This is a genomic window from Micromonospora sp. CA-244673, assembly GCF_050948395.1.
In the GTDB taxonomy this organism is placed as follows: domain Bacteria; phylum Actinomycetota; class Actinomycetes; order Mycobacteriales; family Micromonosporaceae; genus Micromonospora.
This window is the reverse complement of sequence record NZ_CP192019.1, coordinates 193,342-218,006: the sequence shown is the minus strand read 5'-3', so window position 1 is coordinate 218,006 and position 24,665 is coordinate 193,342. Positions and strand designations below refer to the sequence as shown.

Sequence of the window (24,665 nt, the reverse complement as noted above, 5' to 3'; positions counted from 1 at the left end):
GAGACGGGACTTCTCCGCCGCCGCCGTCACGAGGCGTCGTGACGTGCGCGACAGTACGGCTGCGGCCGATATTAGGCTCAGCAGCACCGGCACCATCCCGCCGGCGTGCCAACAGGGTCCGCGCCCCACAAGGGCGCACACCGACACAGGAGTCAGCCATGGGCGTATTCGCCAGCACCGACGACCCGGGATCGACCGGTCACGAACAGGTCGTGTTCTGCCAGGACAAGCAGTCCGGGCTGAAGGCGATCATCGGGATCTACTCCACCGCGCTGGGCCCCGCGCTCGGCGGCACCCGGTTCTACCCGTACGCCAGCGAGTCCGATGCCGTCGCCGACGTGCTCGACCTCTCCCGGGGCATGGCGTACAAGAACGCCCTGGCCGGCCTCGACCTGGGCGGCGGCAAGGCGGTCATCTGGGGTGACCCGGACCAGATCAAGAGCGAGGCGCTGCTGCGGGCCTACGGCCGCTTCGTGGAGTCCCTGGCCGGCCGCTACTACACCGCCTGCGACGTCGGCACCTACGTCGCCGACATGGACGTGATCGCGCGGGAGACGAGCTACGTCACCGGGCGCAGCGTGGAGCACGGCGGCGCCGGCGACTCCTCGGTCCTGACCGCCTGGGGCGTCTTCCAGGGCATGCGGGCCGCCGCCGAGCACGTCTGGGGCAGCCCGACGCTGGCCGGCAAGCGGGTCGGCGTGGCCGGCCTGGGCAAGGTCGGCAAGTACCTCACCGGCCACCTGCTGGAGGACGGGGCCGAGGTCGTGGCGACCGACGTCAACCCGAAGGCCCTGGAGTGGGTGCGCACCACCCACCCGCAGGTCGCGCTGGTCGACGACACCGCGGCGCTGGTCGCCTCCGACATCGACGTGTACGCCCCGTGCGCCCTCGGCGGCGCCCTGAACGACGACACCGTGCCGGTGCTGCGGGCGAAGGTGGTCGCCGGGGCGGCCAACAACCAGCTCGCCCACGCGGGCATCGAGAAGGTCCTCGCCGACCGGGGCATCCTCTACGCCCCGGACTACGTCGTGAACGCCGGCGGCGTGATCCAGGTTGCCGACGAGATCGAGGGCTTCAACTTCGAGCGCGCCAAGCTGCGGGCCACCCGGATCTTCGACACCACCCGCGAGATCCTGCGACTCGCCGACGACGAGGGCGTCCCCCCGGCGGTGGCCGCGGACCGGCTCGCCGAGCGCCGGATGGCCGAGGTCGGCCGGCTGCGCACGATCCACCTGCGCTGAGCGTCACCCGGGGGCGGGCCACCGGCCCCGCCCCCGGTCCGCCCGCGCTGCGGGTACCAGCGTTAAGCTGGACGTTGGGGTGCTTCGTGCCGATTTGACCGGTGTCACGGCCGGTCCCGGTGTCCGCTCCTTACCGGGTACACTTTGTGACGGCCGGCTCACTGCGACGCGCAGGGCCGGTTGACGGTAACCCGAGGTGCCGAACGGTGGCATCCCCATGTACCGTAAGAGCCACGAGAGATGCCTGACGTCATCGGGGCCCGCCTTCGGGCTGCCCCGCATTCTGTGCGAGGGGGTCGAGCCATGGGGCGCGGCCGTGCTAAGGCCAAGCAGACGAAGGTGGCGCGGGAGTTGAAGTACCACTCCCCGAACACCGACCTCACCGCCTTGCAGCGCGAGTTGGCGGGTGCTGGTGGGAAGTCTGAGCAGCACTTCGACGACGACTACAAAGAGTATGTCGACGACGATGATGAGGATCACGCGGACGACGACCCGGACACCTGGGTCCGTCCGACCCGCTGACCTCCGGTCGCATCTGAGCACGCGGTGACTGCCCGCGTGCTCACGCATGTGCCCTTCCGAAGCGGCGCACCGACGATCAGGGGCCACGCCGTCGTCCCGGAGCTGATCCGGCCGACCGGCGGGCCCCTGATCGCGGACGCGTGCCCTCAGCGGGGCCGGTTGTTCCAGTTGTAGAACGTCGGGATGTTCTCGAAGTGGTTCCAGGCGCACACCGCGCTGGCACCGTCGCCGCCCGACACCTCCGCCCGCAGCAGGCGCGCGGCCTCGGCCTCGTGGAGCAGTGCGGTCAGTCCGCCGGCGGCTTCCCGCACCCGGTCCGCGACCGGATCGGGCTCGGCTCCTCCGACGCGCTCAGGCTGCCGGTGACTCGTGGTCTCGGGCATGCTCCAACACTCCCTCCAGTAGGCGGATCTTGCTGTTGCGGCAGTGCTCGGTCTCCGTACCGTCAAAACGCCCCAGCTCGAAGTAGCGGTTGGCCGCGTGGCCGCCGCCGCAGAAGCCGAAGTAGGGGCAGGACGACCGGCACGCCTCCACGCCGGTGAGGAACTCGCCCACCCAGGGTGTCCGCCCGGCACCGGCCAGGATCTCGGCCAGCGGGGTGCTCAGCACGTTGCCGCTGCTGAAGTCGCCGTAGCGCGGGTCGGTGAAGCCGGCCAGCTCCGGGGAGAGCACCACCACCGAGCCGTCCTGGGCGACCGTGGGGATCGGGTCGAGCCGGCGGGGCAGCAGGTCGTCCGCCGTGCCGGCCAGGACGGCGCCGGCGTAGCGCAGCGACCACTCGACCTCGCGCAGGTGGATCCGGGGATCCCGGCGCCAGGCGCCCACCAGCTCCGCCCAGAACCCGGTCACCGCCGCCGCGTCCCGGGCGTTCGTGCGGGTGTTCACGCCCTCGGTCTCCTCGATGTTGATCCCCAGCACGTCACAGCCGAGGTCGAGGAAGTAGTCGTAAAGCTCCGTGGCCAGCCCCGGCTCCGGCCGGGAGACCACCGCGAGCGCGGAGAACGGCAGCCCGTGCCGGCGCAGCGCCGCCACACCGGCCAGGATCCGGTCGTACGCCGGACGCCCGCCCCGGGTGACCCGCTCGCCGTTGCGTTCCCGGGGGCCGTCCACGCTCACGCTGACCCGGATCCCGTGCTCGGCGAAGAACGCGCACCAGGCGTCGTCGATCAGCGTGGCGTTCGTCTGGACGTGGTGCTCCACCTCCGGCCCGAACGGGGCCAGCAGGGCCGCCAGATGCTCCCGGCCGGCCGCGAGCGGCTCCCCGCCGTGCCAGACCACCGAGAAGCGCCCGGCGGCCGCCCAGGGGTTCACCGCCGCCGCCACCGCCTCGGCGACCGGCACGGGCATCCGCCGGTCCACCGCCCGCATCGGCAGGTAGCAGTAGACGCAGTCGAGATTGCAGAGCGTGGTCGGCTGCATCACCACGTACGAGGGGACGGCGGCGATGCCCCGCATTCCGGTGTGCGTACGCGCAGCCATCACCCCTCCCCCGTTAGCCTGAACTGCCCTTCAGGCTAGGCGGCGGTGGCTACTCGGGTGAACCCCCGATCAGGTGCCCGGATGATCACCGGAGAGTGATCAACCGCGGGTGTGCTGGCCGATCATCTGCACGTTGCCCGAGCCCTCGATGATTTCGCCGGCCTGCCAGGCGTCGACGCCGCGGCCGGTCAGGGTGGCCAGCGCGCGGTCGGCGTCCTCGGCGGAGACGATGGCGAACATGCCGACGCCCATGTTGAACGTCGACTCCATCTCCGGGTCCTCGATCCGGCCCTTGGACTGGATCAGGTCGAAGATCGGCTGCGGCTTCCAGGTGGAGCGGTTGACCACCGCGTCGACGTGCTCGGGCAGGATCCGGACCAGGTTGCCCGGGATGCCGCCGCCGGTGACGTGGGCCAGCGACCGCACCTCGGCCTCGGCGATCAGCTTGAGGCAGTCCTGCGCGTAGATCTTGGTGGGGGTGAGCAGCTCCTCGCCGAGGGTGCGCTGCCGGCCGAAGTCCTCGATCACGACGTCCAGCCGCATCCGCGCGGCGCCCAGCAGCACGTGCCGGACCAGGGAGTAGCCGTTGGAGTGCAGGCCGGAGGAGCGCATCGCGATCACGACGTCGCCCACCTCGACCCGCTCCGAGCTGAGGATGTCGCTCTCCTCGACCACGCCGACGCCGGTGGCGGAGATGTCGTACTCGTCGGGGCGCAGCACGCCCGGGTGCTCGGCGGTCTCGCCGCCCAGCAGGGCGCAGCCGGCGTAGCGGCAGCCGTCGGCGATGCCCGCGCCGATCTCGGCGACCTTGTCGGGCACGACCTCGCCGGTGGCGATGTAGTCGAGCAGGAAGAGCGGCTCGGCGCCGCAGGCCACCAGGTCGTCGACGACCATGGCGACCAGGTCGATGCCGACCGTGTCGTGGATGTCGAGCTGCTGGGCGATCACCAGCTTGGTGCCCACGCCGTCGGTGGAGGAGGCCAGGATCGGGTTCTTGTACTTCTTCGTGTCCAGCCGGAACAGGCCGGCGAAACCGCCCAGGTCACCCATGACCTCCGGGCGGCGGGTCTGCCGGACCTTGGACTTCAGCAGCTCGACAGCGCGGTCACCCGCGTCGATCGACACCCCGGCGTCGGCGTACGAGACCGAGCGTTTGCGCTGCGTACGGCCGGTCCCCGCCGACCAGGGCTGGCGGTCGCCGCCGGCGCCCGTCGGGCTGGATCCTGCGCCGCTGCGCTCGGACACGTGGGTCACGGTTCTCCCCTTTGTGGTTCCCGCGGGCCGGCCGGAGGGCCGCCCCGCGTCGGTGGTGCTACGGGCGGTGGGTGGCTGCGCCGCCCGGAGTGGCGGCCGACGGCGTCAGACGCGCCGAGCTGAAGTTGTCGTCGAGTGGGGCGGTGGGCTCGGACGCCTCGGCGGCGACCCGGCGGCCCACTCCTTCGAGCACGTGCTTGCCGATCAGGTTCCCGGCCGGCAGCTCGATCGGGTATTCCCCGTCGAAGCACGCCCGGCAGAGCCGCGTCTTCGGCTGCTCGGTCGCGGCGATGAGACCGGAGAGCGATACGTAGCCGAGCGTGTCGGCCCCGATCGACCGCCGGATGCCCTCGTTGTCCAGCCCGTTGGCCAGCAGCTCGGCCCGCGTGGCGAAGTCGATCCCGTAGAAGCAGGGCCAGTTGACCGGCGGGGACGAGATCCGGACGTGGACCTCCAGCGCCCCCGCCTCGCGCAGCATCCGCACGATGGCCCGCTGGGTGTTGCCCCGGACGATCGAGTCGTCCACCACCACGAGGCGCTTGCCGCGCACATTCTCCCGCAACGGGTTGAGCTTGAGCCGGATGCCGAGCTGGCGCAGGGTCTGCGACGGCTGGATGAAGGTGCGCCCGACGTACGGGTTCTTCATCAGTCCCTGGCCGTAGGTGATGCCGGACTCCTCGGCGTAGCCGATCGCCGCCGGGGTGCCCGACTCCGGCACCGGGATGACCAGGTCGGCCTCGACCGGGTGCTCCTTGGCGAGCTGGCGGCCGATCTGCACCCGGGCGGACTGCACGTTCCGCCCGGCGATGGTGGCGTCCGGGCGGGCGATGTACACGTACTCGAAGAGGCAGCCCTTGGGCTCCGGCGCGGCGAACCGGCTGGACCGCAGCCCGTCCTCGTCGATGGCGATCAGCTCGCCGGGCTCCACCTCGCGGACCACGCTCGCGCCGACGATGTCCAGCGCCGCGGTCTCGCTCGCCACCACCCAGCCGCGCTCCAGTCGGCCGAGCACGAGCGGGCGGACCCCGTGCGGATCACGCGCCGCGTAGAGGGTCGACTCGTCCATGAAGACGAAGCTGAACGCGCCGCGCAGCTGGGGCAGCACCTCCAGGGCGGCCGCCTCGACGGAGAGGTCGGGGCGGCTGGCCAGCAGCATGGTGACCAGCGAGGTGTCGTTGGTCGAGCCGTCGGAGTCGAGGCCGCGATCGGCCACCTCACGCTGCAGCTCGGCCGTGTTGACCAGGTTGCCGTTGTGAGCCAGCGCGATCGTGGTGCCGGAGGTGGTGGCCCGGATCGTCGGCTGGGCGTTCTCCCAGGTCGACCCGCCGGTGGTCGAGTAGCGCGCGTGCCCGATCGCCACGTGCCCGCGCAGGCTCGCCAGGGTCGGCTCGTCGAAGACCTGGGCGACCAGGCCGAGATCCTTGTAGACCACCACGCCCGACCCGTCGCTCACCGCGATGCCCGCGGCCTCCTGGCCGCGGTGCTGGAGGGCGTAGAGCCCGAAGTAGGTCAGGTTCGCGACCTCTTCCCCCGGCGCCCAGACACCGAAGACGCCGCACGCGTCCTGGGGGCCGGGTCGCTGGGGATCAAGGTCGTGGCTCAGCCGGCCATCGCCTCGGGGCACCTGCCGCTCCCTCTTGCTGGGGTCTGGACTGGCCTGGCGGAGGTCGGGGGGCAAGCTCCGCACCGTGGGCCGGGGACCGTCGTCAGCCTCACAGTGTACGCGAACAGCGGTCGACACCGACAGTCACGAGCTGCCCGCTGAGTGTGATCGTGCGCCGCCCCGTCGCCGCAGCTAGAGCGGAAGGTGCTCGGAGAGGTCCGCCCGGATACCGGACACCCGTACGCGACCCTCGGTGACGGCCTCGGCCCACCCGAGGCGGCCGGTGGCCAGCTCCAGCCAGGTCGCCGGGTCCATTTCCACCACATTGGGGGGCGTTCCACGGGTGTGTCGCGGCCCCGCCACGCACTGCACCGCGCCGTAGGGTGGAACCCGCACCTCCACCGATCGGCCGGGGGCGCGCTCCGCGAGGGTGGCCAAGAGGGTACGGACCGCCTCCCGGTACACCGGCCGATCGGGCGTACGCCCCTCATCCAGCGCCGTCAACGTCGCCGCCACGGCGGCCGAATAAGTGTGCGGAGAGGACACGACGGGACGATACGACCCCGCGGCAACGCGCTCGACGCTGGCCCTGGGTAGAGATAGCCCGGCCAGACAAGGCATAGTTGCCGACGGCGTATTCGTACCGTGAGTGATCACCCGGCCGGACCGGCCGGCGGGGAGATCAGACCCGGAAGGCGGTGGACGTGTCAACACACCGACGTGCCTGGAAGCAGCGGGCCGGTGTGGTCGTGGCGCTGGTCTTCGGCGCGCTACTCGCCGTCCCCGCCACATCGGCCTCGGCCGCCAAGATCAGCACCGCCGACAACTCGGTCACGATCGACGCCGGCAGGAGCAGCACCGTCAACGTCGTGGTGCGGCCGGACGCCGGCGAGACGTCCGCGGACATCGACGTGACCGGCCTGCCCGACGGAGTCACCTGCGGGGGCTGCGGGCCGATCGACTTCGGCGGCATCCCGGCGCCGAAGCCGGTGACCCTGACGCTGTCGGCCGCCGCCACCGCGCCGGCGGCCAACGGCGCCCAGGCGAGGATCACGGTCACCGGGGACAATCCCCGCAACCTCCGCGTCACAGTCCGGCCCGCCGCGCCCCCGACCCCGGATCAGCCGCAGACGGTCAAGTCCATCTCCGGCAAGGTCGTCACCGCGGACAGCGGCGATCCCGTCGAGAACGCTCTCGTCATGCTCCGGGACAGCCGGAACAACAAGCGCGAGACCCGCACGGACGGCAGCGGCAACTTCAAGTTCACCGGCTCCGACTCGGACCCGATCGCACCGGGTCGGATCGACCTCGGCGCCACGAAGGGTGACGCCGAACCCGGCACCAAGTCGATCAACGCGGCGGCCGGCCAGTCGGTGACCAGTGTGCGCATCAGCGTGCCGATCAAGGCTTCGGCTTCGCCGAGCCCCAGCGCGTCGGCCAGTGAAGAGGTCCTGCCGAGCGACGAGGCGACCGACGAGCCGACCGACGAGGCGGCCAGCGAGACTCCCGCGGCCCAGCAGCCGGCCGCCAACGAGGACTCGGGCGGCTTCGGCTCGTGGCTGCTGATCCTGCTCGGCGGCCTCTTCGTCGCCGTCGGCGTGGGCACCATCGTGCTGCTCTACATGCGGCGCAAGAACGAGGACGGCGAAGCCGACGGCGACGGTCCGAACGGACCGACCGGGCCCGGTGGCCCGGCGGGAGCGGCCGGCGCCATGCCGGGTGCCCGGGGCGCCTACCGGGGTGCTGACGACCAGACCCGGGTGGTGAACGGCATGGGCGCCGGGGCGGCACCGACCATGGTCGGCGGCGCCTCGCTCAGCGACGCGCCGACCATGATGCACCGCCCGGTCGTGGACGACGTCCCGCCGGACCCGTACGGCGCGCCCCCCGGGCCCTCGTACGGCGTCGGGGCAGGGCAACCCGGCTACGGCGGCTACGGCGACGAGCCTCCCGGCCCGGGCGGCTACGGCGGCAACAACGGCTACGGCAACGCCCCCTCCTCGGGCGGCGGCTACGGCACGGCGCCGTCCTCGGGCGGCGGCTACGGCACCCCCGACTACGGCGCCGGTGCTGCCGGCTACCCGCCCGCGCAGGGCGGCGGCTACGGCAACGAGCGCTACGACGAGCCCACCGGTCGCTACACGGGTGACAGCACCCAGTACGCGCCGCCGGCCGACCCGTACCCGACCAGCACCTACCAGCCCGAGCAGGGCCGGGGCTACGACCAGCCCGGCCAGGGCCAGTACGGCCGCGGCGGGGAGCAGGGCGGCTACGGCTCCGGCTCCGGCGGCTACGGCGCCCCGGCCGGCGGTTACGACAACGGTCCGGCGGGCGGTTACGACAACGGCGCGGCGGGGGCCTACGACAGCGGCCCGAGCGGTGGCTACGACAGCGGCCAGACCGGTGGCTACGACAACCGTCAGGGCGGCGGCTACGACGGTCGCCAGCAGGGCGGATACGACGCCGGCCAGCAGGGCGGCGCGTACGACGGCGGCCAGCAGGGCGGCGCGTACGACGGCGGCCAGCAGGGCGGCTACGACGGTTACGACCAGCGCGGCGGCTACGGCGGCGGCGACGGTTACGGCCAGCCCCAGCAGGGCGGCTACGGCCAGCAGGGCGGATACGGCCAGGAGCAGCCGCCGCAGCAGCGCGGTGGTGGCTACGACAGCCAGGGCTACGACCAGGGCGGCCAGGGCGGCCAGGGCGGCTACTACGCCGACCCGGCCGAGGCCGGCCGGGGCCGATCCGACGCCCCGCAGGACCGCAGCGGTCGCCGCCTGGACTGGCTGGACGACTGACGGCCGGGGCGCGAGCGCCCCACCGAGCACGACGAGAGTGGCCGCCCGGCTGATCCGGGCGGCCACTTCACGTTGGTGGCGACGCCACGGGCGACCCACCGGGCCAAGGCTGAGTCGTTCCTGTCATCAACTTTGTAGCCGCGCTGAATTACACGCCGGCCCGACCGAACGGCGCCAGCTAGGCGGCGGCGAAGTAGCCGTGGCGCAGCACCGGCACCACGTCGGAGACGCCGAGTTCGACGGCAACGGCGACATCCTCGGCGAAGCCGCCCTCGACGAGCTCCCGCCCGGAGACGCAGCCCCGCACCGCGGCCGGCACGTCGGGCGTGCTGGCCAGGGCGGCCAGGGCCATGGCCGCCTCCACCGAGAGCCCGCCGGGGACCCCGGAAAGGGCGTCCAGCACGCTGGCCGCCCCGAGCTGGTCCTCCACGCCGGGGCGCAGCGACCCGTCCGGCCAGCGTTCACCGGCGGCCACCACACCCACGGGGGCGTCGGTCGAGCCGTACCCCTGGGCCAGGAGCCAGCGCCCGACGGCGGGCGCGTTGCGCAGGCACGCCGCGACCACCGGCACGCCCGTGGCGCTCGCGGCGGCGCTGATGGCCGAACCGTTCGGCGACGGCAGCACCAGGTCGGCGACGACCGGAGCGGTCCGCAGCGCCGCCGGGGAGAGCGACCACGGATGCTCCGGGGTCGTCTTCCGGCGGCCCACCGCCGCGACGGCTCCGACCCGGCGGGCGTAGTCGGCGGCCTGCTCGCCCCAGGGGAACGGGTGGACCCGCATGCCGCGGCTCACCGCCACCTCCACGGCGGTGGTGAACGAGAGCACGTCCACCACCACCAGGGCGGCGCAGACCCGGCCGAGTTCCGCGGCCCCGCTCAGCCCCCAGTCGAACCGGGCGCCAGCGCCGGGTTGGGCGAAGACGGCCAAGGCCAGGGCCTCAGCGCTGATCCGGGGCGGGGCGCTGGTCCGGGTCAGCGGTAGCCGTCGCGGAGCCGTCCGGGCCGGCCGTCGCCTCGGGAGCGTCGGTCGAGGCGTCGGCCTCGTCCGCCGGAGCCTCAACCTCGTCCGTGGCGGCCTCGTCGGCCAGGGCCTCGCTCACCCCGGCCTCGTCGGCCTGCGCCTCGCTCGCCGCAGCCTCGTCGGCCAGGGTCTCGTTCAGCGCGGCCTCGTCGGCCAGGGTCTCGTTCACCGCAGCCTCGTCCGCCGCAGGGGCGTCGTCGGCCACCGGAGCCGCCACGTCCGTGGAGGCGGCCGCCTCGGACTCGGTCTCCACCGGGGCGACGCCGGCCTGCGCGATCGGCTCTGCGGCGACCTCGGCCGGGTCGACGCCGATCGGCTGCTCGGCGGTGGCCGGCAGGACGGTGGTGGTCCCGGTGCGGGTGGCCTCCACCTCGACCCGGGCCGCCTCCGGGCCGCCGAAGAGGCGCGGCAGGGTGCCGGTGTGCGCCTCGCGCAGCTCGTCGAGGCCGATCCGGAACTGGCCGTGCACCTCCAGGGCGCCGCCGGCCGGATCGGTGACCCCGATGAACTCCCACGGGACGCCACGCTCGGCGCAGAGGGCGGTGAACGCCTTCTCGTGCCCGCGCGGCACCGACACCAGCACGCGGCCGGCGGACTCGCTGAACAGGAAGACGAACGGCATCGAGCCGCCGGCGAAGTGCTCCGGCAGCACCACCCGGGCGCCGACGCCGCGCCGCAGGCTGGACTCGACCAGGCTCTGGGCGAGCCCACCATCGGAGAGGTCGTGCGCGGAGCTGAGGTGCCCGACCCGGGCCGCCTCGGCGAGCAGCTCGGCGAGCTGCCGCTCACGGGCCAGGTCGACCTGCGGCGGGATGCCGCCCAGGTGCTCGTGGGTCACCCAGGCCCACTCCGACCCGGAGAGCTCGACGTGCGTCTCGCCCAGCAGGAAGAGCTGGTCGTGGTCGCCGGCCGGCCGCGGCACGAAGCCCATCGGCACCCGGTCCGCGACGTTGTCCAGGATGCCCAGCACGCCGACGACGGGGGTCGGGTGGATGGCCGCCGCGCCGGTCTGGTTGTAGAAGCTGACGTTGCCGCCGGTCACCGGGATGCCCAGCTCCAGGCAGCCGTCCGCCAGGCCGCGCACGGCCTCGGCGAACTGCCACATGACGCCCGGGTCCTCCGGCGAGCCGAAGTTGAGGCAGTTGGTCACGGCGATCGGCTTCGCGCCGGTCACCGCCACGTTCCGGTACGCCTCGGCCAGCGCGAGCTTCGTCCCGTGGTACGGGTCGAGGCGGGCGTACCGGCCGTTGCCGTCGACGGAGAGGGCGACGCCCAGGCCGGTCCGCTCGTCGATCCGGATGACGCCGGAGTCCTCCGGCTGGGCGAGCACGGTGTTGCCCAGCACGTACCGGTCGTACTGCTCGGTGACCCAGGTCTTGTCGGCCAGGTTCGGCGACGCGATCATGCGGAGCAGGGTCTCCCGGAGCGCGTCCGGGTCGCTCGGCCGGGGCAGCGTCTCGGCCCGGTCGGCCTGGAGCAGGATCAGGTCGGCCGGCTCACGCATGGGGCGGGCGTAGACGGGCCCGTCGTCGACCAGCGAGCCCGGCGGCACGTCCACCACCATCTGGTCACGCCAGGTGATGAGCAGGCGGCCCGGCTGGCCGTCCGGCGACGGCGCGGTGACCTCACCGATGGCGGTGGCGAGCACGCCCCACTTCTCGGCGGTCTTGAGCACCGCCTCCAGCTTGTCCGGCGCGACCACCAGCAGCATCCGCTCCTGGGACTCGCTGGCCAGGATCTCGTGCGGCTCCATCGACGGCTCGCGCAGCGGCACCCGCTCCAGCCAGACGCGCATGCCGGTGCCGGCCGCGGCGGCCGTCTCGGTGAGCGCGCAGGTCAGGCCGGCGCCGCCGAGGTCCTGGATGCCGACGACCAGCTCGGCGTCGTACAGCTCGAGGCAGGCCTCGATGAGCAGCTTCTCGATGAACGGGTCGCCCACCTGCACGGCCGGGCGGCGCTGCTCGCTGCCCTCGTCGAAGGTGGCGCTGGCCAGCACCGACACGCCGCCGATGCCGTCCCGGCCGGTCTTGGCGCCCATCAGCACCACGACGTTGCCCGGCCCGGCCGCGGCCTTGTTCTGCAACCGGGACACCGGCAGCACGCCGAGGCAGAGCGCGTTGAGCAGCGGGTTGCCCTGGTAGCTGGGATCGAAGACGAGCTCGCCGCCGATGTTGGGCAGGCCCAGGCAGTTGCCGTAGCCGCCGACGCCGGCCACCACGCCGGGGAGCACCCGGGCGGTGTCCGGGTGGTCGGCCGCGCCGAAGCGCAGCGGGTCCATCACGGCGACCGGGCGGGCGCCCATGGCGAGGATGTCCCGGACGATGCCGCCGACACCGGTCGCCGCGCCCTGGTACGGCTCGACGAAGCTCGGGTGGTTGTGCGACTCGACCTTGAAGGTCACGGCCAGCTCGTCGGAGACCTGGACGACACCGGCGTTCTCGCCGATGCCGGCCAGCAGCCGGTCGCTGGGCGGGGCCTTCTCGCCGAACTGGCGCAGGTGCACCTTGCTCGACTTGTAGGAGCAGTGCTCGCTCCACATGATCGAGTACATGGCCAGCTCGGCCTGGGTGGGCCGGCGGCCGAGGATGTGCCGGATCCGGTCGTACTCGTCGTCGCGGAGGCCCAGCTCGGCGTACGGCTGGAGCTCTTCGGGGGTGCCGGCGGCGCGCGGCACGGTGTCCAGGCCGAGGGCCCAGTCGTCGGCGGGGCCGGCCTGCGGCACCACGCCCGGCGTCTCCCGCAGGGCCGGGTCCGGATGGGTGGTCATGACCTCTCCTCGCTGCGCTCGCCGCCGTGGCGGCGGGTGAGCCGACCGATGATCGCGCCGCGCACGCTCACGCCGGGGCCCCCACCAGGTGCTTCAGCACCGAGGTGAAGAAGCCGAGACCGTCCAGCGAGGGGCCGGTGAGCGCCTCCACCGCGTGCTCGGGATGCGGCATGATGCCGACCACGTTGCCGGCCTCGTTGGTGATCGCGGCGATGTCGCGCTGCGATCCGTTGGGGTTGCCGCCGACGTAGCGGGCGACCACGCGGCCCTCGGCCTCCAGCCGGTCCAGCGTCGCCGGGTCGGCGACGTAGCAGCCCTCGCCGTTCTTGACCGGGACGAGCACCTCCTGGCCGGGCTGGAACGCGTTCGTCCAGGCGGTGCCGACGGCCTCGATCCGGAGGACCTGGTCGCGGTTGCGGAAGTGCAGGTGCTGGTTGCGGGTGAGCGCGCCGGGCAGCAGGTGGGCCTCGCAGAGAATCTGGAAGCCGTTGCAGATGCCGAGCACCGGCAGGCCGCCGCGGGCGGCGTCGACGATCGAGCCCATCACGGGGGCGAACCGGGCGATCGCGCCGCAGCGCAGGTAGTCACCGTAGGAGAAGCCACCGGGCAGGACCACGGCGTCCACGCCGTGCAGGTCCGGGTCGTCGTGCCACAGCCGGACCGGTTCGGCGCCGGCGATCCGGACAGCCCGGGCCGCGTCCCCGTCGTCGAGCGAACCCGGGAAGGTCACCACACCGACCCGCGCGGTCACGAGCGGGCGTCCGCGGTCTCGTCGGCCTCGACCAGGCGGACGGTGAAGTCCTCGATGACCGGGTTGGCGAGCAGCTTGTCGGCGATCTCCCGGGCCCGGTCCAGGTCCGGTTCACCGGTGAACTCGATCTCGATCCGCCTGCCGATCCGGACCGAGGCGACGTCGCTGACGCCGAGCCGGGGCAGCGCGTTTGCGACGGCCTGGCCCTGAGGATCGAGGATCTCGGGCTTGAGCATGACGTCGACGACGACGCGAGGCACGGGGCACTCCTGACTGTGTACGCAGTTGGGTGCCGGCCCACAACGGGCGAGCGCAGCCAGCCTACCTGGCAGAGGCCGTCCCGCCCGCACCGGCCGGTGCCGGCTCAGGCAGTGATCGGCGTAACCGGCCGCCTCGACGGAGGGCCGATACGCGTTCGTTGCGGCGTCGATATGAATTCGTTGCCGGGCACCGCGGCCGGGGTCCGATGGCAGCGCTTTCACCAGGCATTCTGCCGCGTACGCCGCGCCGCGGGACCGGTTTCCGACAGCCGGCCCCCGGCAGCCGCCGCAGCCGGGGACGTCGATCGGTCGATTTCGATCGAGGTCTTGTGACGAGCAAGGATCGACCCTTAGCATTCATCGTCAGATGTCGATGCCTTCAGTGCAGAAGGAGTACCCCGCATGCGTCTCCGTCCCCTGCTCGCCGTGCTCACCACCACCCTCGCCGGCGTGCTCGCCACCGCCTCCGGCGCCACCGCCGCACCGGCCGGCCCGCAGCCGATCATCGGCGGCAGCACCGTCTCGTCCGCCCCGTGGGCCGCCGCCGTGTTCAGCAACGGCTCATTCACCTGTTCCGGCAGCGTGATCGCGTCCCAGTGGGTGCTCACCGCCCGGCACTGCGTCAGCGGCACGATGTCGGTCCGGGTCGGCAGCGTCTACCGCGCCTCGGGCGGCGTCACCCGCACGGTGAGCGCCTCCTACACCCGCAACGACCTGGCCCTGCTGCGCCTCTCCAGCGCGGTGAGCACCTCCACCGTGACGCTGGCCAGCAGCAACCCGCCGGTCGGCTCGACCAACTCGATCTACGGGTGGGGCATGACCTGCTACAGCGGCTGCAGCGCCTCCAGCCAGCTCAAGACCGCCAACGTGCAGGTGACCAGCACCAACGCCACGGACGCCTACGGCGGCCAGGCCATCCGCAGCACCCGGATCAACGGCAACGCCTGGCGGGGTGACTCGGGCGGCCCGCAGTTCTACAACGGCCGGCAGGTCGGCGTCGCCTCCACCGCCGACGGCTCCAGCATCCAGAACTACGGCAGTGTCGCGTACAACCGGGCCTGGATCACCTCGACGGCCGGTGTCTGACGGTTAGCGCCGGTCCGGCGCGGATCGGTCGGTGGCACCCCGACCGTCCGCGCCGCGCCGTTTTGCAGCATCCGATCAGGTGAACACGGCTCACGAACCGGCCGCCCGATGGCTGACAGCATCGGAACCGTGCTGGTCGTGACGACGGATCAACTGCCCGGCTACGAGATCCGCCAGATCCTCGGCGAAGTGGTCTCCTCGATGGCGCGGACCCGCAACCCGTACCGCGAAGGGGTCAAGAACCTGCGCGGTGGCGCCTACGACCCGATGGCGCCGGACAACCTCACCCGCTGGCGTACCGACTCGGTGGCCCGGCTCGGCGAGGAGGCCATGCGGCTCGGCGCGAACGCCGTGATCGGGATGCGCTTCGACAGCCGGGACTGCGGCGAGATGTGGATGGAGATCTGCGCGTACGGGACGGCGGTGATCGTCGTACCCAAGACGCCCGACGTCATGCCGCCGGACCAGCCGATGATCGCGGCCGAGACCGCCCACGAGCCGGAGATCGCCACCGCGCCCGGCGGCATCGCCGAACCGGCCAGCGCCCCCAACCTCGGGACCGCCGGCGAAACCCCCACTCCGGGTTCCTGACTTCGGATCAGAGGATGGGGGGCGGCGAGTAGGCGGCCGCTTCGGGGTGGGCCTCGACGATCCTGGTGATGCGCGCGGTCACCCGGTCGACCTGGGCGCCGGCGGCACCGACGAAGGCGTTGCGGTCGGCGACCAGGGCGTCGATCTCGGCCCGGCTCAGGCCCAGCCGGCCGTCGGCGGCGAGGCGGTCGAAGAGGTCGTTCTCGGCCGCGCCCTTCTCCCGCATGGCCAGCGCCACGGCGACCGCGTGCTCCTTGATCACCTCGTGTGCGGCCTCCCGGCCCACGCCCCGGCGGACCGCCGCGACCAGGATCTTGGTGGTCGCCAGGAAGGGCAGGAAGCGCTCCAGCTCCCGGTTGATCACCGCCGGGTACGGCCCGAACTCGTCCAGCACGGTGAGGAAGGTCTGGAACAGCCCGTCGGCGGCGAAGAAGGCGTCCGGCAGGGCCACGCGGCGGACGACCGAGCAGGAGACGTCCCCCTCGTTCCACTGGTCGCCGGCCAGCTCGCCGACCATCGACAGGTAGCCCCGGATGATCACCGCGAAGCCGTTCACCCGCTCCGACGAGCGGGTGTTCATCTTGTGCGGCATGGCGCTGGAGCCGACCTGACCGGGCTTGAAGCCCTCGGTGACCAGCTCCTGGCCGACCATCAGCCGGATGGTGGTGGCCAGCGACGACGGCGCGGCGGCCACCTGCGCCAGCGCGGAGAGCACGTCGAAGTCCAGCGAACGCGGGTAGACCTGGCCGACGCTGTCCAGCACCCGGGCGAAACCCAGGTGCTCGGCGACCCGGCGCTCCAGCTCGGCCACCCGGCCGGCGTCGCCGTCGAAGAGGTCGAGCTGGTCGGCGGCGGTGCCCACCGGCCCCTTGATGCCCCGCAGCGGGTACCGCTCGATCAGGTCCGTCAGCCGCTCGTACGCGATGAGCAGCTCCTCGGCGGCGGACGCGAAGCGCTTGCCGAGCGTGGTGGCCTGCGCGGCGACGTTGTGCGACCGGCCGGTCATCACCAGGCCCGAGTACTCGTTGGCGTGCCAGGCGAGCCGGGCCAGGGTGGCGACCACCCGGTCCCGGATCAGCTCCAGCGAGGCCCGGATCTGGAGCTGCTCGACGTTCTCGGTGAGGTCCCGGGAGGTCATCCCCTTGTGCACGTGCTCGTGCCCGGCGCGGGCGCTGAACTCCTCGATCCGGGCCTTCACGTCGTGCCGGGTGACCCGTTCGCGTTCCGCGATCGAGGCCAGGTCGACGTCGTCGACCGCCCGCTCGTACGCCTCGACCACCCCGTCCGGCACCGGCACGCCGAGGTCCCGCTGGGCCCTGAGCACGGCGAGCCAGAGCCGCCGCTCCATGCGTACCTTCTCCTCGGGCGACCAGAGGGCCACCAGCTCGGGGGAGGCGTAACGGTTGGCGAGCACGTTCGGGATCGTCACGGCCCCATTCTCCCGTACCCGCCGGCCAGCGCTCCGGCCGGCCCACGAGCCGGATCCGGCGGGCGGGGGCGGCCGGTGCGGGCTTGGCGGTAGACGCACATGCGAGGTTTGTGCGATTTCCGCCCTGTCGGGTCCGGTCGTCCACCTCCAAGACCGCCGCCCGTTATGCCGGTCGGGACAGCGGTACAGCCGCCGGTGGGCAAAGATCATCACTGGCCCTTCCTGGGTCCCCCCTTCCTCCTCGAACCGAGGATCAACATGCGCAAAACCCTTCTCGCCGGCCTCGCCACAGCCGCGCTGACCAGTGGTTCACTCCTGGCCCTCGCCGCACCCGCACAGGCCGCGGCCGGGACGACCCTCTACGTCCGACCAACGGTCACCATCTGCTCCGACGCCGGGCCCGGCACCTACGACCAGCCGTTCTGCACGATCGGCGCCGCCGCGTCGGTCGTCTCCGCGGGGCAGACCGTAGAGATCAGCGGCGGCGTCTACCGGGAGCACGTCACCCTCACCCGGTCCGGCACGCCGGACGCGCCCATCGTCTTCCGGGGCGGCTCCTTCAGCCCGCAGCTGATCGGCCCGGCGGGCGGAATCACCGTCGACGGCCAGCACGACATCAGGATCGAGCGGATCCAGGTCGCCGGCGCGGCCGACGGTCCCGCACTCGACATCCGCAACGCCACCCGGGTCACGGTCGAGGGCGGCGGCTACTCCCTGACGGGCGGTGTGACCGGAACGGTCGTGCGCCTCTCGGGCGTCACCGACTCGGTCCTGAGCAACTTCTTCGTCTCCGGCAGTTCGCTGACCACCGGCGTGTCGCTGGACGACGCCACGTCCGGCGTACGTCTGTCGTCGGTAGGCGTCGACGGCAACCCGGTCGACCCGATCGAGCAAAGCGTCGGGGTGCGGATCGAGGGCGCCGACAACACCGTCGTCGGCGGTTCCTTCCGTCGCCTGAGCGGAGCCGCCGTCAGCATTGCGGCGAGCGCGCGCGGAACGACCGTGGCGAACAACGAGATCACCGAAGGACTTGGGTACGGCGTCCACAACGCCGGCGCCACCGGCACGGCGATCACCAACAACACGATCCAGGACCGCTGCCGCGGCGGCGTCCGCGTCGACACCGGGTCCACCGGCGTCTCGGTGCAGAACAACCGGCTGGTCAAGAGTCGCGACCACAGCTGCCCGTCCCCGCCGGGACACGGCGTGCAGATCGCCGTCGAGGGCGGCGCCACCGCCGACACGGTGGTCGACTACAACCTCGCCGACCTCTACCTGCCCGGCTCGTCGGCGATCTATTCCTGGAACGGCACCCCCATGGGCCTGGCGGCGTTCCGCGCCGCCTCCGGCCAGGCCGCGCACGACCTCGACACCCCGGCCCCCACGGGCGGCTACGACTCGGCGAACTCGGCCGCTCCGGGCTTCCCGGCGACCGACCGCAACGGCACCGCCCGAGTGGACGACCCGGCGGTGCCGAACACCGGCGCCGGGCCTCAGCCCTACGCCGACCGGGGGGCGGTCGAGACCGTCCGAGGCCCGGACACCCGGTTCGCCCTCACGCCGGACCTCGACACGGGCTCGGTCACCGTCGACGCCTCCACCACCGTGCCGGGGGTCGCGCCGGTCGCCACCTACCGGTTCGACTTCGGCGACGGCACCGTCGTCACCCAGGACACGCCGGTCGCCACGCACCGGTACGCCACCCGGAACACGTACAGCGTCTCGGTCCGGGTCACTGGCACGGACGGCCGCAAGGACGACACTTCGCACGGGGTGAGCGTGCTGCCCCGCACCGGCACCGTCGGCCTGCTCACCACGTCCGCCCTCCGGTACGTCGCCCAGATGGCCAACGTGCCGTGGCCCGCGCTCGGCGCGGACCGGCCGGATCTCGGCCCGGCCGCCCAGCTCGACCTGGTCGATGCCGGCGACGGCAAGGTGGCCCTGTTCCTGCGTTCGGCCGGCCGGTACGTCACCGCCGACACGGCCGGGCTGGCCGCACTGTCCTACGAGACCGTGGTGGTCGGTGACACCGAGCGGTTCACCCTGATCCGCAACGCGGACGGAACGGTCAGCCTGAAGTCCCTCGCCAGCGGCAAGTACGTGACCGCGACCGCGAACGCGACGACGCCGCTGGTGGCCAACGGCAAGACCGTCGGCACCGAGCAGAAGTTCTACCGGGTCGACGTCGCCAACGCGGGACGCACCCTGAAAGCGGGCGCCAACGGCCGCTACGTCACCGCGGACAGCGCCAGTGTCAAGCCCCTGATCGCCAGCGGCACCAGCGCCGGCGCCGCGCAGCGGTTCGACGTGCTCGACCTCGGCGGCGGCAAGGTGGCGCTCCTGGCCTGGGCCAACCGGCTGATCGTCACCGCGGACGGCGCCGGCGCCAAGCCGCTGATCGCCAACCGCGCCAGCGCCGGCGCGTGGGAGACGTTCACCCTGGTCCGCAACACCGACGGCACGGTCAGTCTCAAGGCGACGGTCAACAGCCGCTACGTCACCGCGGACAGCGGCGGCGCCAAGCCCCTGATCGCCAACCGCACCTCGATCGGCCCCTGGGAGAAGTTCACCCTCGGCGGCTGAACCACCGCACCACGACCGACGCCCGCCCGGCCGCGACAACCGGGCGGGCGTCGCCGTGACCTCCGCCCGAAATGCCGACCGGGGCAGCGGGGACACGTCCCGATAGGTGAGGATCGGCCCCAGCCCGTCCGGGTTTCCATTCCTCCCCCACCGAGGACGCACATGCGCAATTCCTCAGTCGCCGGGCTCACCGCACTCGTGCTGACCGGCGGATCCCCGCTGTCCTTCACCACCCCGGCCCAGGCGGCCGACGCGACGGTTCTCTACGTCCGCCAGACGTCGACCGCCTGCTCCGACACCGGGGCTGGCACCCTCGCCCAGCCCTACTGCTCCATCGCTCCGGCCGTCGCGCGGGTCACCGCCGGCCAGACCGTGGACGTCGGTCAGGGCACCTACCCGGAGCGCATCACGATCGCCAGTTCAGGCACGCCGGACCAGCCGGTCACCATCCTGAACAGCGCCGGCTCGGCCGCCACCCTCAGCGGGCCGAGCGCCGGTTTCGTCGTCGACGGCAAGCACGACATCGTGCTCCAGAACCTCCGGGTCAGCAATGCCGTCGACGTGCCCGCCCTCGACCTGCGAGACGCCTCGGGGATCACGATCCAGGGCGGCTACTACGCCATGGCGGCCACCGGCACCACGCCGGCCGTACGGCTCAGCGGTGTGACCCGGTCGGCCGTGAAGCAGGCGAACGTCAAGGGCAGCAGCCTGGTCGGCGGGTTGGCGCTGGACGCCGCCACAACCGGTGTCGAGGTCCGGTCCGCGATCGTGACGAGCATCGCGAACGAGAGCAGCGCGGACCACGGTGCCGGCATCCAGGTCGACGGCCCGGACAACAGCATCCTGAGCAGCAACGTCTTCGGCTTCGCCGCCGCGGGGATCGCACTCGGCCCGGACGCGGCCGGCACGCAGGTCGTCAACAACCAGCTGTCCGGCGGCGGTGGCTTCGGGCTTCTCAACCACGGGGCCACCCGCACGGCGATCACCAACAACACCATCCAGTACCACTGCCTCGACGGCATCCGGGTGGACGCGGCATCGACCGGCGTCTCCGTGCAGAACAACGTGCTGACCGGCAACGGCCAGAACGACGAACTCAACTGCGACCCGGCGAACGCCCCCACCGCCGAGATCGGGCTCTACGACGACGCGGGCCAGCAGACGGTGGTCGACTACAACAACACCTCCCACGGCTTCATGCCGTCCGGGACGAACTACTCCTTGAACGGCACGCGGATGGGCCTGGCGGCGTTCCGGAGCGCGTCGGGGCAGGCCGCCCACGACAAGGAGGGCACCACCATCAGGGACCGGGAGGACTCGGCGAACTCCGCGGCGCCCGCCTACCCGGCCACCGACAAGACCGGGGCTGCCCGGGCCGACAACCCGGCGGCACCCAACACCGGCGCCGGCCCGGTCACCTACGCCGACCGAGGTGCCACCGAAACCCTCGGCAACCCGACGGCGGCACTCGACGCGGCACTCGACCTCGGCGCGGCCTCGGTCACCCTCGACGCCTCGGCCTCCACCCCCGGCTACGTCCCGATCACCTCGTACGTCTTCAACTTCGGGGACGGCACGGTGATCACCCAGGGCACGCCGGTCGCCTCACACACCTACGCGGCCACCGGCACGTACCAGGTGTCGGTGACGGTGTCCGGCAGCGACGACCGGGTCGCCACCAGCGCGCAGAACGTCAGCGTGCTGCGGCGTACCGGCACCATCGGGCTGCTCTCGCTCTACAACCTGCGGTACACGGCCTCGGCGACCGCCGGGCAGGGCGTGGTGGCCGACCAGCTCACACTGGGCGCTGCCGGCCAGCTCGACCTCGCGGACGCCGGCAACGGCAAGGTCGCCCTCTTCTCCCGGGCCACCCACCGCTACCTCGGCAACATCGGCTCGGTCCTCCCGCTCAGAACGGACGTCACCGCGAATGAGACGTTCGACCTGCTGCGCAACTCCGACGGCACGGTCAGCCTGCAGAACGGCGACACCTACGTGGGCACCCCGTCGGGCACCGCGCCGCTGACCGTGACCGCAACCACGATCGGCTCCCGGGAGAAGTTCTACCGGGTGAACGTCGCCGACGCCGACCGTTCGTTCAAGGCCGGCGCGAACGGCAGGTACGTCACCGCCGAGAACGCCGGCGCCAAGCCGCTGATCGCCAGCCGGACCAGCGTCGGCCCGTGGGAGCGGTTCGACCTGGCCGACCTCGGCAACGGGCAGATCGGTGTGTTCGCCCACGCGAACAACCGCTTCGTCTGCGCGGACAACGGCGGCCTCAACCCGCTCATCGCCAACCGCGCCAGCGCCGGCGCGTGGGAGACGTTCACCCTGGTCCGCAACACCGACGGCACGGTCAGTCTCAAGGCGACGGTCAACAGCCGTTACGTCACCGCGGACAGCGGCGGCGCCAAGCCGCTGATCGCCAACCGCACCTCGATCGGCCCCTGGGAGAAGTTCACCCGCGGCGGCTGACCGGAACGCAGGACGCCCGCCCGGATCCACCGATCCGGGCGGGCGTCGCCGTTCGAGGTCAGCGCTCCAGGATCGCGGTCACGCCCTGCCCGCCGGCCGCGCAGATGGAGATGAGCCCGCGCCCGCTCCCCTTCTGGTCGAGGAGCTTGGCCAGGGTCGCCACGATCCTGCCGCCGGTGGCCGCGAACGGGTGCCCGGCGGCCAGCGAGGAGCCGTTGACGTTGAGCTTGTCCCGGTCGATCGACCCGAGCGGCGCGTCCAGGCCGAGCCGCTCCTTGCAGAACTCCGGCGACTCCCAGGCGGCCAGGGTGGCCAGCACCTGCGAGGCGAACGCCTCGTGGATCTCGTAGTAGTCGAAATCCTGCAGGGTCAGCCCGGCCCGGGCCAGCATCCGGGGCACCGCGTACGCGGGGGCCATCAGCAGGCCCTCGTCGCCGTGCACGAAGTCGACCGCCGCCGTCTCGGACCAGGAGAACCAGGCCAGCACCGGCAGGTGGTGCTCACGCGCCCACTCCTCCGACGCGAGCAGCACGGTGGACGCCCCGTCGGTGAGCGGCGAGGAGTTGCCGGCCGTCATGGTGGCCTGCTCCGCGTCCGGACCCTTGGCTCCGAACACCGGCTTCAGCGAGCCGAGCTTCTCCAGGCTGGTGTCCGGGCGGAGGTTCTGGTCGCGGGTGAGCCCCAGGTAGGGGGTCATGAGGTCGTCGAAGAACCCCTTCTCGTACGCGGCGGCGAGCCGCTGGTGCGAGCGGAGCGCCAACTCGTCCTGGGCCTGCCGGTCGACGTTCCAGTGCAGCGCGGTCTTCGCGGCGTGGTCGCCCATCGAGAGCCCGGTACGCGGTTCGGCGTTGCGCGGGATCTCCGGCTTGAACGGCTGGAGCGGCCGGAGCTTGGCGGCGATCTTCAGCCGCTCGCCGAGGGTCCGGGCGGAGTTGAGCTGGATCAGGGTCCGGCGCAGGTCCTCGTTGACGGCGAGCGGCGCGTCGGAGGTGGTGTCGACGCCACCGGCGATGCCGGCCTCGATCTGCCCGAGGGCGATCTTGTTGGCGACCAGGATGGCGGCCTCCAGCCCGGTGCCGCAGGCCTGCTGGATGTCGTACGCCGGGGTGTGCGGGTCGAGCCGGGAGCCGAGCACCACCTCGCGGGTGAGGTTGAAGTCCCGGGAGTGCTTGAGCACGGCGCCCGCCACCACCTCGCCGACCCGCTGCCCGGCCAGCCCGAACCGGGCGACCAGCCCGTCCAGCGCCGCACCGAGCATGTCCGCGTTGGACGCGTGCGCGTAGCGCGAGTTGGAGCGGGCGAAGGGGATGCGGTTGCCGCCGATCACCGCGACTCGCCGGACACTCTGCACGATCGGCCTCCTCGAAGCTGTTGCCCGAACCCTACTCGCCAGTAGGCTACGCCTATGACCGACAGGTACGCGAGCTTCGTCCAAACGGGGGCCGGCCGCGCGCTGGTCAAGCGCCTCGGACTGCCCGACCCGCCCCGACTGCGCCGGCACACGCCGGGCGACCCGCTCGTTCCCGGGCCGGTCCTGCTCGGCTCGTCGACCGGCGGCCGGCTGGCCGAGCCGGTGGGCAAGGTGCTGACCGCCGCCGGGGTCGAGCTGGTCGACCCGGCCGCCGCCACCGACGCCACCGCCCGCTTCGCGGCCCTGGTGTACGACGCCAGCGGCATCACCGACTCCACCGGGCTGCGCCAGCTCTACGACTTCTTCCACCCGCAGGCCCGGGCACTGCTGCCCAGCGGCCGGGTGATCGTGCTGGGCACGCCGCCGGCCGAGTGCGGCTCGCCCCGCGAGGCGACCGCCCAGCGCGCGCTGGAGGGGCTGACCCGCAGCATCGGCAAGGAGTTCGGTCGGGGCGTGACCGCCCAGCTCGTGTACGTCACGAAGGACGGCGACGCCGGCACCCCGGTCAGCCTGGAGTCCACCCTGCGCTTCCTGCTGTCCGGCCGGTCCGCGTACGTCTCGGGTCAGGTGATCCGGGTGGGCGCCGGGACCGCCGCCGCGCCGGCCGACTGGGACCGGCCGCTGGACGGCCAGGTGGTCCTGGTCACCGGTGCGGCCCGGGGCATCGGCGCGGCGCTGGCCCGGGTGCTCGCCCGGGACGGCGCCTCGGTCGTCGCGCTGGACATCCCGGCCGCCGGCGACGAACTGGCCGCGGTCGCCAACGAGGTCGGCGGCAGCGCCGTGCAGCTCGACCTGACCGCGCCGGACGCACCGACCCGCCTGGCCGAGCACCTGGCGAGCCGGCACGGCCGAATCGACGTGGTGGTGCACAACGCCGGCATCACCCGGGACAAGACCCTCGGCCGGATGGACGCCGACCGCTGGGACTCGGTGATCGACGTGAACCTCTCCAGCCAGGAGCGGATCAACGATGTGCTGCTGGAGCGCGACCTGATCCCGGCCGGCGGCCGGATCGTCTCGGTCTCCTCGATCGCTGGCATCGCGGGCAACCGCGGCCAGACCAACTACGCGACAAGCAAGGCCGGGGTCATCGGCCTGGTCGACTCCCTCTCCCCGGTGCTGCGCGAACGGGGCATCAGCCTCAACGCGGTCGCACCCGGTTTCATCGAGACCCGGCTGACCGCCCGGATCCCGCTGATGATCCGCGAGGCGGGCCGGCGGATGAACAGCCTGGCCCAGGGCGGCCTGCCGGTGGACGTGGCCGAGACGATCGGCTGGCTGTCCTGGCCGGCGAGCGGCGCGGTCAGCGGCAACGTGGTCCGGGTCTGCGGCCAGAGCCTGCTGGGGGCGTGATGGCGCGGCGGAAGCAGCGGCCGGAGGAGCCGGCCGAGGAG

Annotated in this window: 18 protein-coding genes and 1 pseudogene; 8 read left to right on the top strand and 11 right to left on the bottom strand. The window is 72.6% G+C overall.

The window, feature by feature from the left end:
* The first annotated feature begins 158 nt into the window (after positions 1 to 158).
* Together ACQP12_RS01065 and ACQP12_RS01060 are read left to right on the top strand one after the other, a co-directional pair.
* Positions 159 to 1,241, top strand: coding sequence for a Glu/Leu/Phe/Val family dehydrogenase (locus ACQP12_RS01065; protein WP_433284321.1), 1,083 nt, complete (start codon positions 159 to 161; stop codon positions 1,239 to 1,241).
* A 303-nt stretch (positions 1,242 to 1,544) separates the two neighbouring features.
* Positions 1,545 to 1,763: a DUF3073 domain-containing protein gene (locus ACQP12_RS01060; protein ID WP_091315761.1), complete on the top strand. Its 219-nt coding sequence runs from the start codon at positions 1,545 to 1,547 to the stop codon at positions 1,761 to 1,763.
* A 146-nt stretch (positions 1,764 to 1,909) separates the two neighbouring features.
* On the opposite strand, the gene amcA is transcribed toward ACQP12_RS01060, so the two are convergent.
* From amcA to ACQP12_RS01035, 5 genes are all read right to left on the bottom strand, one after another.
* Positions 1,910 to 2,146: a multiple cyclophane-containing RiPP AmcA gene (gene amcA / locus ACQP12_RS01055; RefSeq protein WP_151461157.1), complete on the bottom strand. Its 237-nt coding sequence runs from the start codon at positions 2,144 to 2,146 to the stop codon at positions 1,910 to 1,912.
* Positions 2,115 to 3,218 (bottom strand): cyclophane-forming radical SAM peptide maturase AmcB, encoded by a 1,104-nt coding sequence (gene amcB, locus ACQP12_RS01050; RefSeq protein WP_433289065.1) that lies wholly within the window; start codon positions 3,216 to 3,218, stop codon positions 2,115 to 2,117. Before amcB ends, amcA begins: the two co-directional genes overlap by 32 nt.
* 123 nt (positions 3,219 to 3,341) lie before the next feature.
* Complete coding sequence (gene purM, locus ACQP12_RS01045) at positions 3,342 to 4,496, bottom strand: phosphoribosylformylglycinamidine cyclo-ligase (RefSeq protein ID WP_357943787.1); 1,155 nt, start codon at positions 4,494 to 4,496, stop codon at positions 3,342 to 3,344.
* Between the two features lie 58 nt (positions 4,497 to 4,554).
* Positions 4,555 to 6,120 carry an amidophosphoribosyltransferase gene (purF, locus tag ACQP12_RS01040; RefSeq protein WP_357943789.1) on the bottom strand — a complete coding sequence of 522 codons (1,566 nt, stop codon included), beginning with the start codon at positions 6,118 to 6,120 and terminating at the stop codon, positions 4,555 to 4,557.
* A 171-nt stretch (positions 6,121 to 6,291) separates the two neighbouring features.
* Positions 6,292 to 6,615, bottom strand: a complete 324-nt coding sequence (locus ACQP12_RS01035; RefSeq protein ID WP_357944565.1) for a sterol carrier family protein — start codon at positions 6,613 to 6,615, stop codon at positions 6,292 to 6,294.
* A gap of 188 nt (positions 6,616 to 6,803) precedes the next feature.
* Between ACQP12_RS01035 and ACQP12_RS01030 the strand changes: the two genes are divergently transcribed.
* Positions 6,804 to 8,897 (top strand): carboxypeptidase regulatory-like domain-containing protein, encoded by a 2,094-nt coding sequence (locus tag ACQP12_RS01030; RefSeq protein ID WP_433284318.1) that lies wholly within the window; start codon positions 6,804 to 6,806, stop codon positions 8,895 to 8,897.
* Positions 8,898 to 9,075: 178 nt separating this feature from the next.
* On the opposite strand, the gene ACQP12_RS01025 is transcribed toward ACQP12_RS01030, so the two are convergent.
* The 4 genes and pseudogenes from ACQP12_RS01025 to purS all read right to left on the bottom strand — a co-directional run bounded on the left by ACQP12_RS01025 (position 9,076) and on the right by purS (position 13,696).
* Positions 9,076 to 9,825, bottom strand: a complete 750-nt coding sequence (locus ACQP12_RS01025) for a 2-phosphosulfolactate phosphatase (RefSeq protein WP_433284316.1) — start codon at positions 9,823 to 9,825, stop codon at positions 9,076 to 9,078.
* 477 nt (positions 9,826 to 10,302) lie between these two features.
* A pseudogene (gene purL / locus ACQP12_RS01020) lies at positions 10,303 to 12,685 on the bottom strand (phosphoribosylformylglycinamidine synthase subunit PurL); the annotation flags it as partial.
* A 67-nt stretch (positions 12,686 to 12,752) separates the two neighbouring features.
* Positions 12,753 to 13,436 carry a phosphoribosylformylglycinamidine synthase subunit PurQ gene (gene purQ / locus ACQP12_RS01015; protein ID WP_357943795.1) on the bottom strand — a complete coding sequence of 228 codons (684 nt, stop codon included), beginning with the start codon at positions 13,434 to 13,436 and terminating at the stop codon, positions 12,753 to 12,755.
* The gene (purS, locus tag ACQP12_RS01010; RefSeq protein ID WP_030332194.1) at positions 13,433 to 13,696 is read right to left on the bottom strand and encodes a phosphoribosylformylglycinamidine synthase subunit PurS; all 264 of its coding nucleotides are present in this window, start codon (positions 13,694 to 13,696) and stop codon (positions 13,433 to 13,435) included. Before purS ends, purQ begins: the two co-directional genes overlap by 4 nt.
* A gap of 402 nt (positions 13,697 to 14,098) precedes the next feature.
* Here purS and ACQP12_RS01005 point away from each other — a divergent pair, with 402 nt between their 5' ends.
* Both ACQP12_RS01005 and ACQP12_RS01000 read left to right on the top strand, forming a co-directional pair.
* Complete coding sequence (locus ACQP12_RS01005) at positions 14,099 to 14,782, top strand: S1 family peptidase (RefSeq protein ID WP_357943797.1); 684 nt, start codon at positions 14,099 to 14,101, stop codon at positions 14,780 to 14,782.
* Positions 14,783 to 14,911: 129 nt separating this feature from the next.
* On the top strand, positions 14,912 to 15,373 hold the full coding sequence (locus ACQP12_RS01000; protein WP_433289063.1) for a YbjQ family protein: 462 nt from the start codon (positions 14,912 to 14,914) through the stop codon (positions 15,371 to 15,373).
* 7 nt (positions 15,374 to 15,380) lie between these two features.
* Here the strand turns inward: ACQP12_RS01000 and purB are convergent, their stop codons facing one another.
* On the bottom strand, positions 15,381 to 16,802 hold the full coding sequence (gene purB / locus ACQP12_RS00995) for an adenylosuccinate lyase (RefSeq protein WP_433284313.1): 1,422 nt from the start codon (positions 16,800 to 16,802) through the stop codon (positions 15,381 to 15,383).
* Between the two features lie 258 nt (positions 16,803 to 17,060).
* On the opposite strand from purB, the gene ACQP12_RS00990 reads away from it, so the two are divergent.
* On the top strand, positions 17,061 to 19,385 hold the full coding sequence (locus tag ACQP12_RS00990) for a PKD domain-containing protein (RefSeq protein WP_433284311.1): 2,325 nt from the start codon (positions 17,061 to 17,063) through the stop codon (positions 19,383 to 19,385).
* Positions 19,386 to 19,547: 162 nt separating this feature from the next.
* Positions 19,548 to 21,860 (top strand): PKD domain-containing protein, encoded by a 2,313-nt coding sequence (locus ACQP12_RS00985; RefSeq protein WP_433284309.1) that lies wholly within the window; start codon positions 19,548 to 19,550, stop codon positions 21,858 to 21,860.
* A 58-nt stretch (positions 21,861 to 21,918) separates the two neighbouring features.
* On the opposite strand, the gene ACQP12_RS00980 is transcribed toward ACQP12_RS00985, so the two are convergent.
* The gene (locus ACQP12_RS00980; RefSeq protein ID WP_433284307.1) at positions 21,919 to 23,211 is read right to left on the bottom strand and encodes an acetyl-CoA C-acetyltransferase; all 1,293 of its coding nucleotides are present in this window, start codon (positions 23,209 to 23,211) and stop codon (positions 21,919 to 21,921) included.
* A 54-nt stretch (positions 23,212 to 23,265) separates the two neighbouring features.
* On the opposite strand from ACQP12_RS00980, the gene ACQP12_RS00975 reads away from it, so the two are divergent.
* Positions 23,266 to 24,624 carry a 3-oxoacyl-ACP reductase gene (locus ACQP12_RS00975; RefSeq protein ID WP_433284305.1) on the top strand — a complete coding sequence of 453 codons (1,359 nt, stop codon included), beginning with the start codon at positions 23,266 to 23,268 and terminating at the stop codon, positions 24,622 to 24,624.
* Positions 24,625 to 24,665 lie beyond the last annotated feature (41 nt).

Bases quoted from the DNA above. Each gene is read 5' to 3' on its own strand.
- ACQP12_RS01060 (WP_091315761.1), top strand. From the start codon at position 1,545: ATGGGGCGCGGCCGTGCTAAGGCCAAGCAGACGAAGGTGGCGCGGGAG.
- ACQP12_RS01065 (WP_433284321.1), top strand. From the start codon at position 159: ATGGGCGTATTCGCCAGCACCGACGACCCGGGATCGACCGGTCACGAA.
- ACQP12_RS00990 (WP_433284311.1), top strand. From the start codon at position 17,061: ATGCGCAAAACCCTTCTCGCCGGCCTCGCCACAGCCGCGCTGACCAGT.
- ACQP12_RS00985 (WP_433284309.1), top strand. From the start codon at position 19,548: ATGCGCAATTCCTCAGTCGCCGGGCTCACCGCACTCGTGCTGACCGGC.
- ACQP12_RS00975 (WP_433284305.1), top strand. From the start codon at position 23,266: ATGACCGACAGGTACGCGAGCTTCGTCCAAACGGGGGCCGGCCGCGCG.
- amcB (WP_433289065.1), bottom strand. From the start codon at position 3,218: ATGCGGGGCATCGCCGCCGTCCCCTCGTACGTGGTGATGCAGCCGACC.
- amcA (WP_151461157.1), bottom strand. From the start codon at position 2,146: ATGCCCGAGACCACGAGTCACCGGCAGCCTGAGCGCGTCGGAGGAGCC.
- ACQP12_RS01005 (WP_357943797.1), top strand. From the start codon at position 14,099: ATGCGTCTCCGTCCCCTGCTCGCCGTGCTCACCACCACCCTCGCCGGC.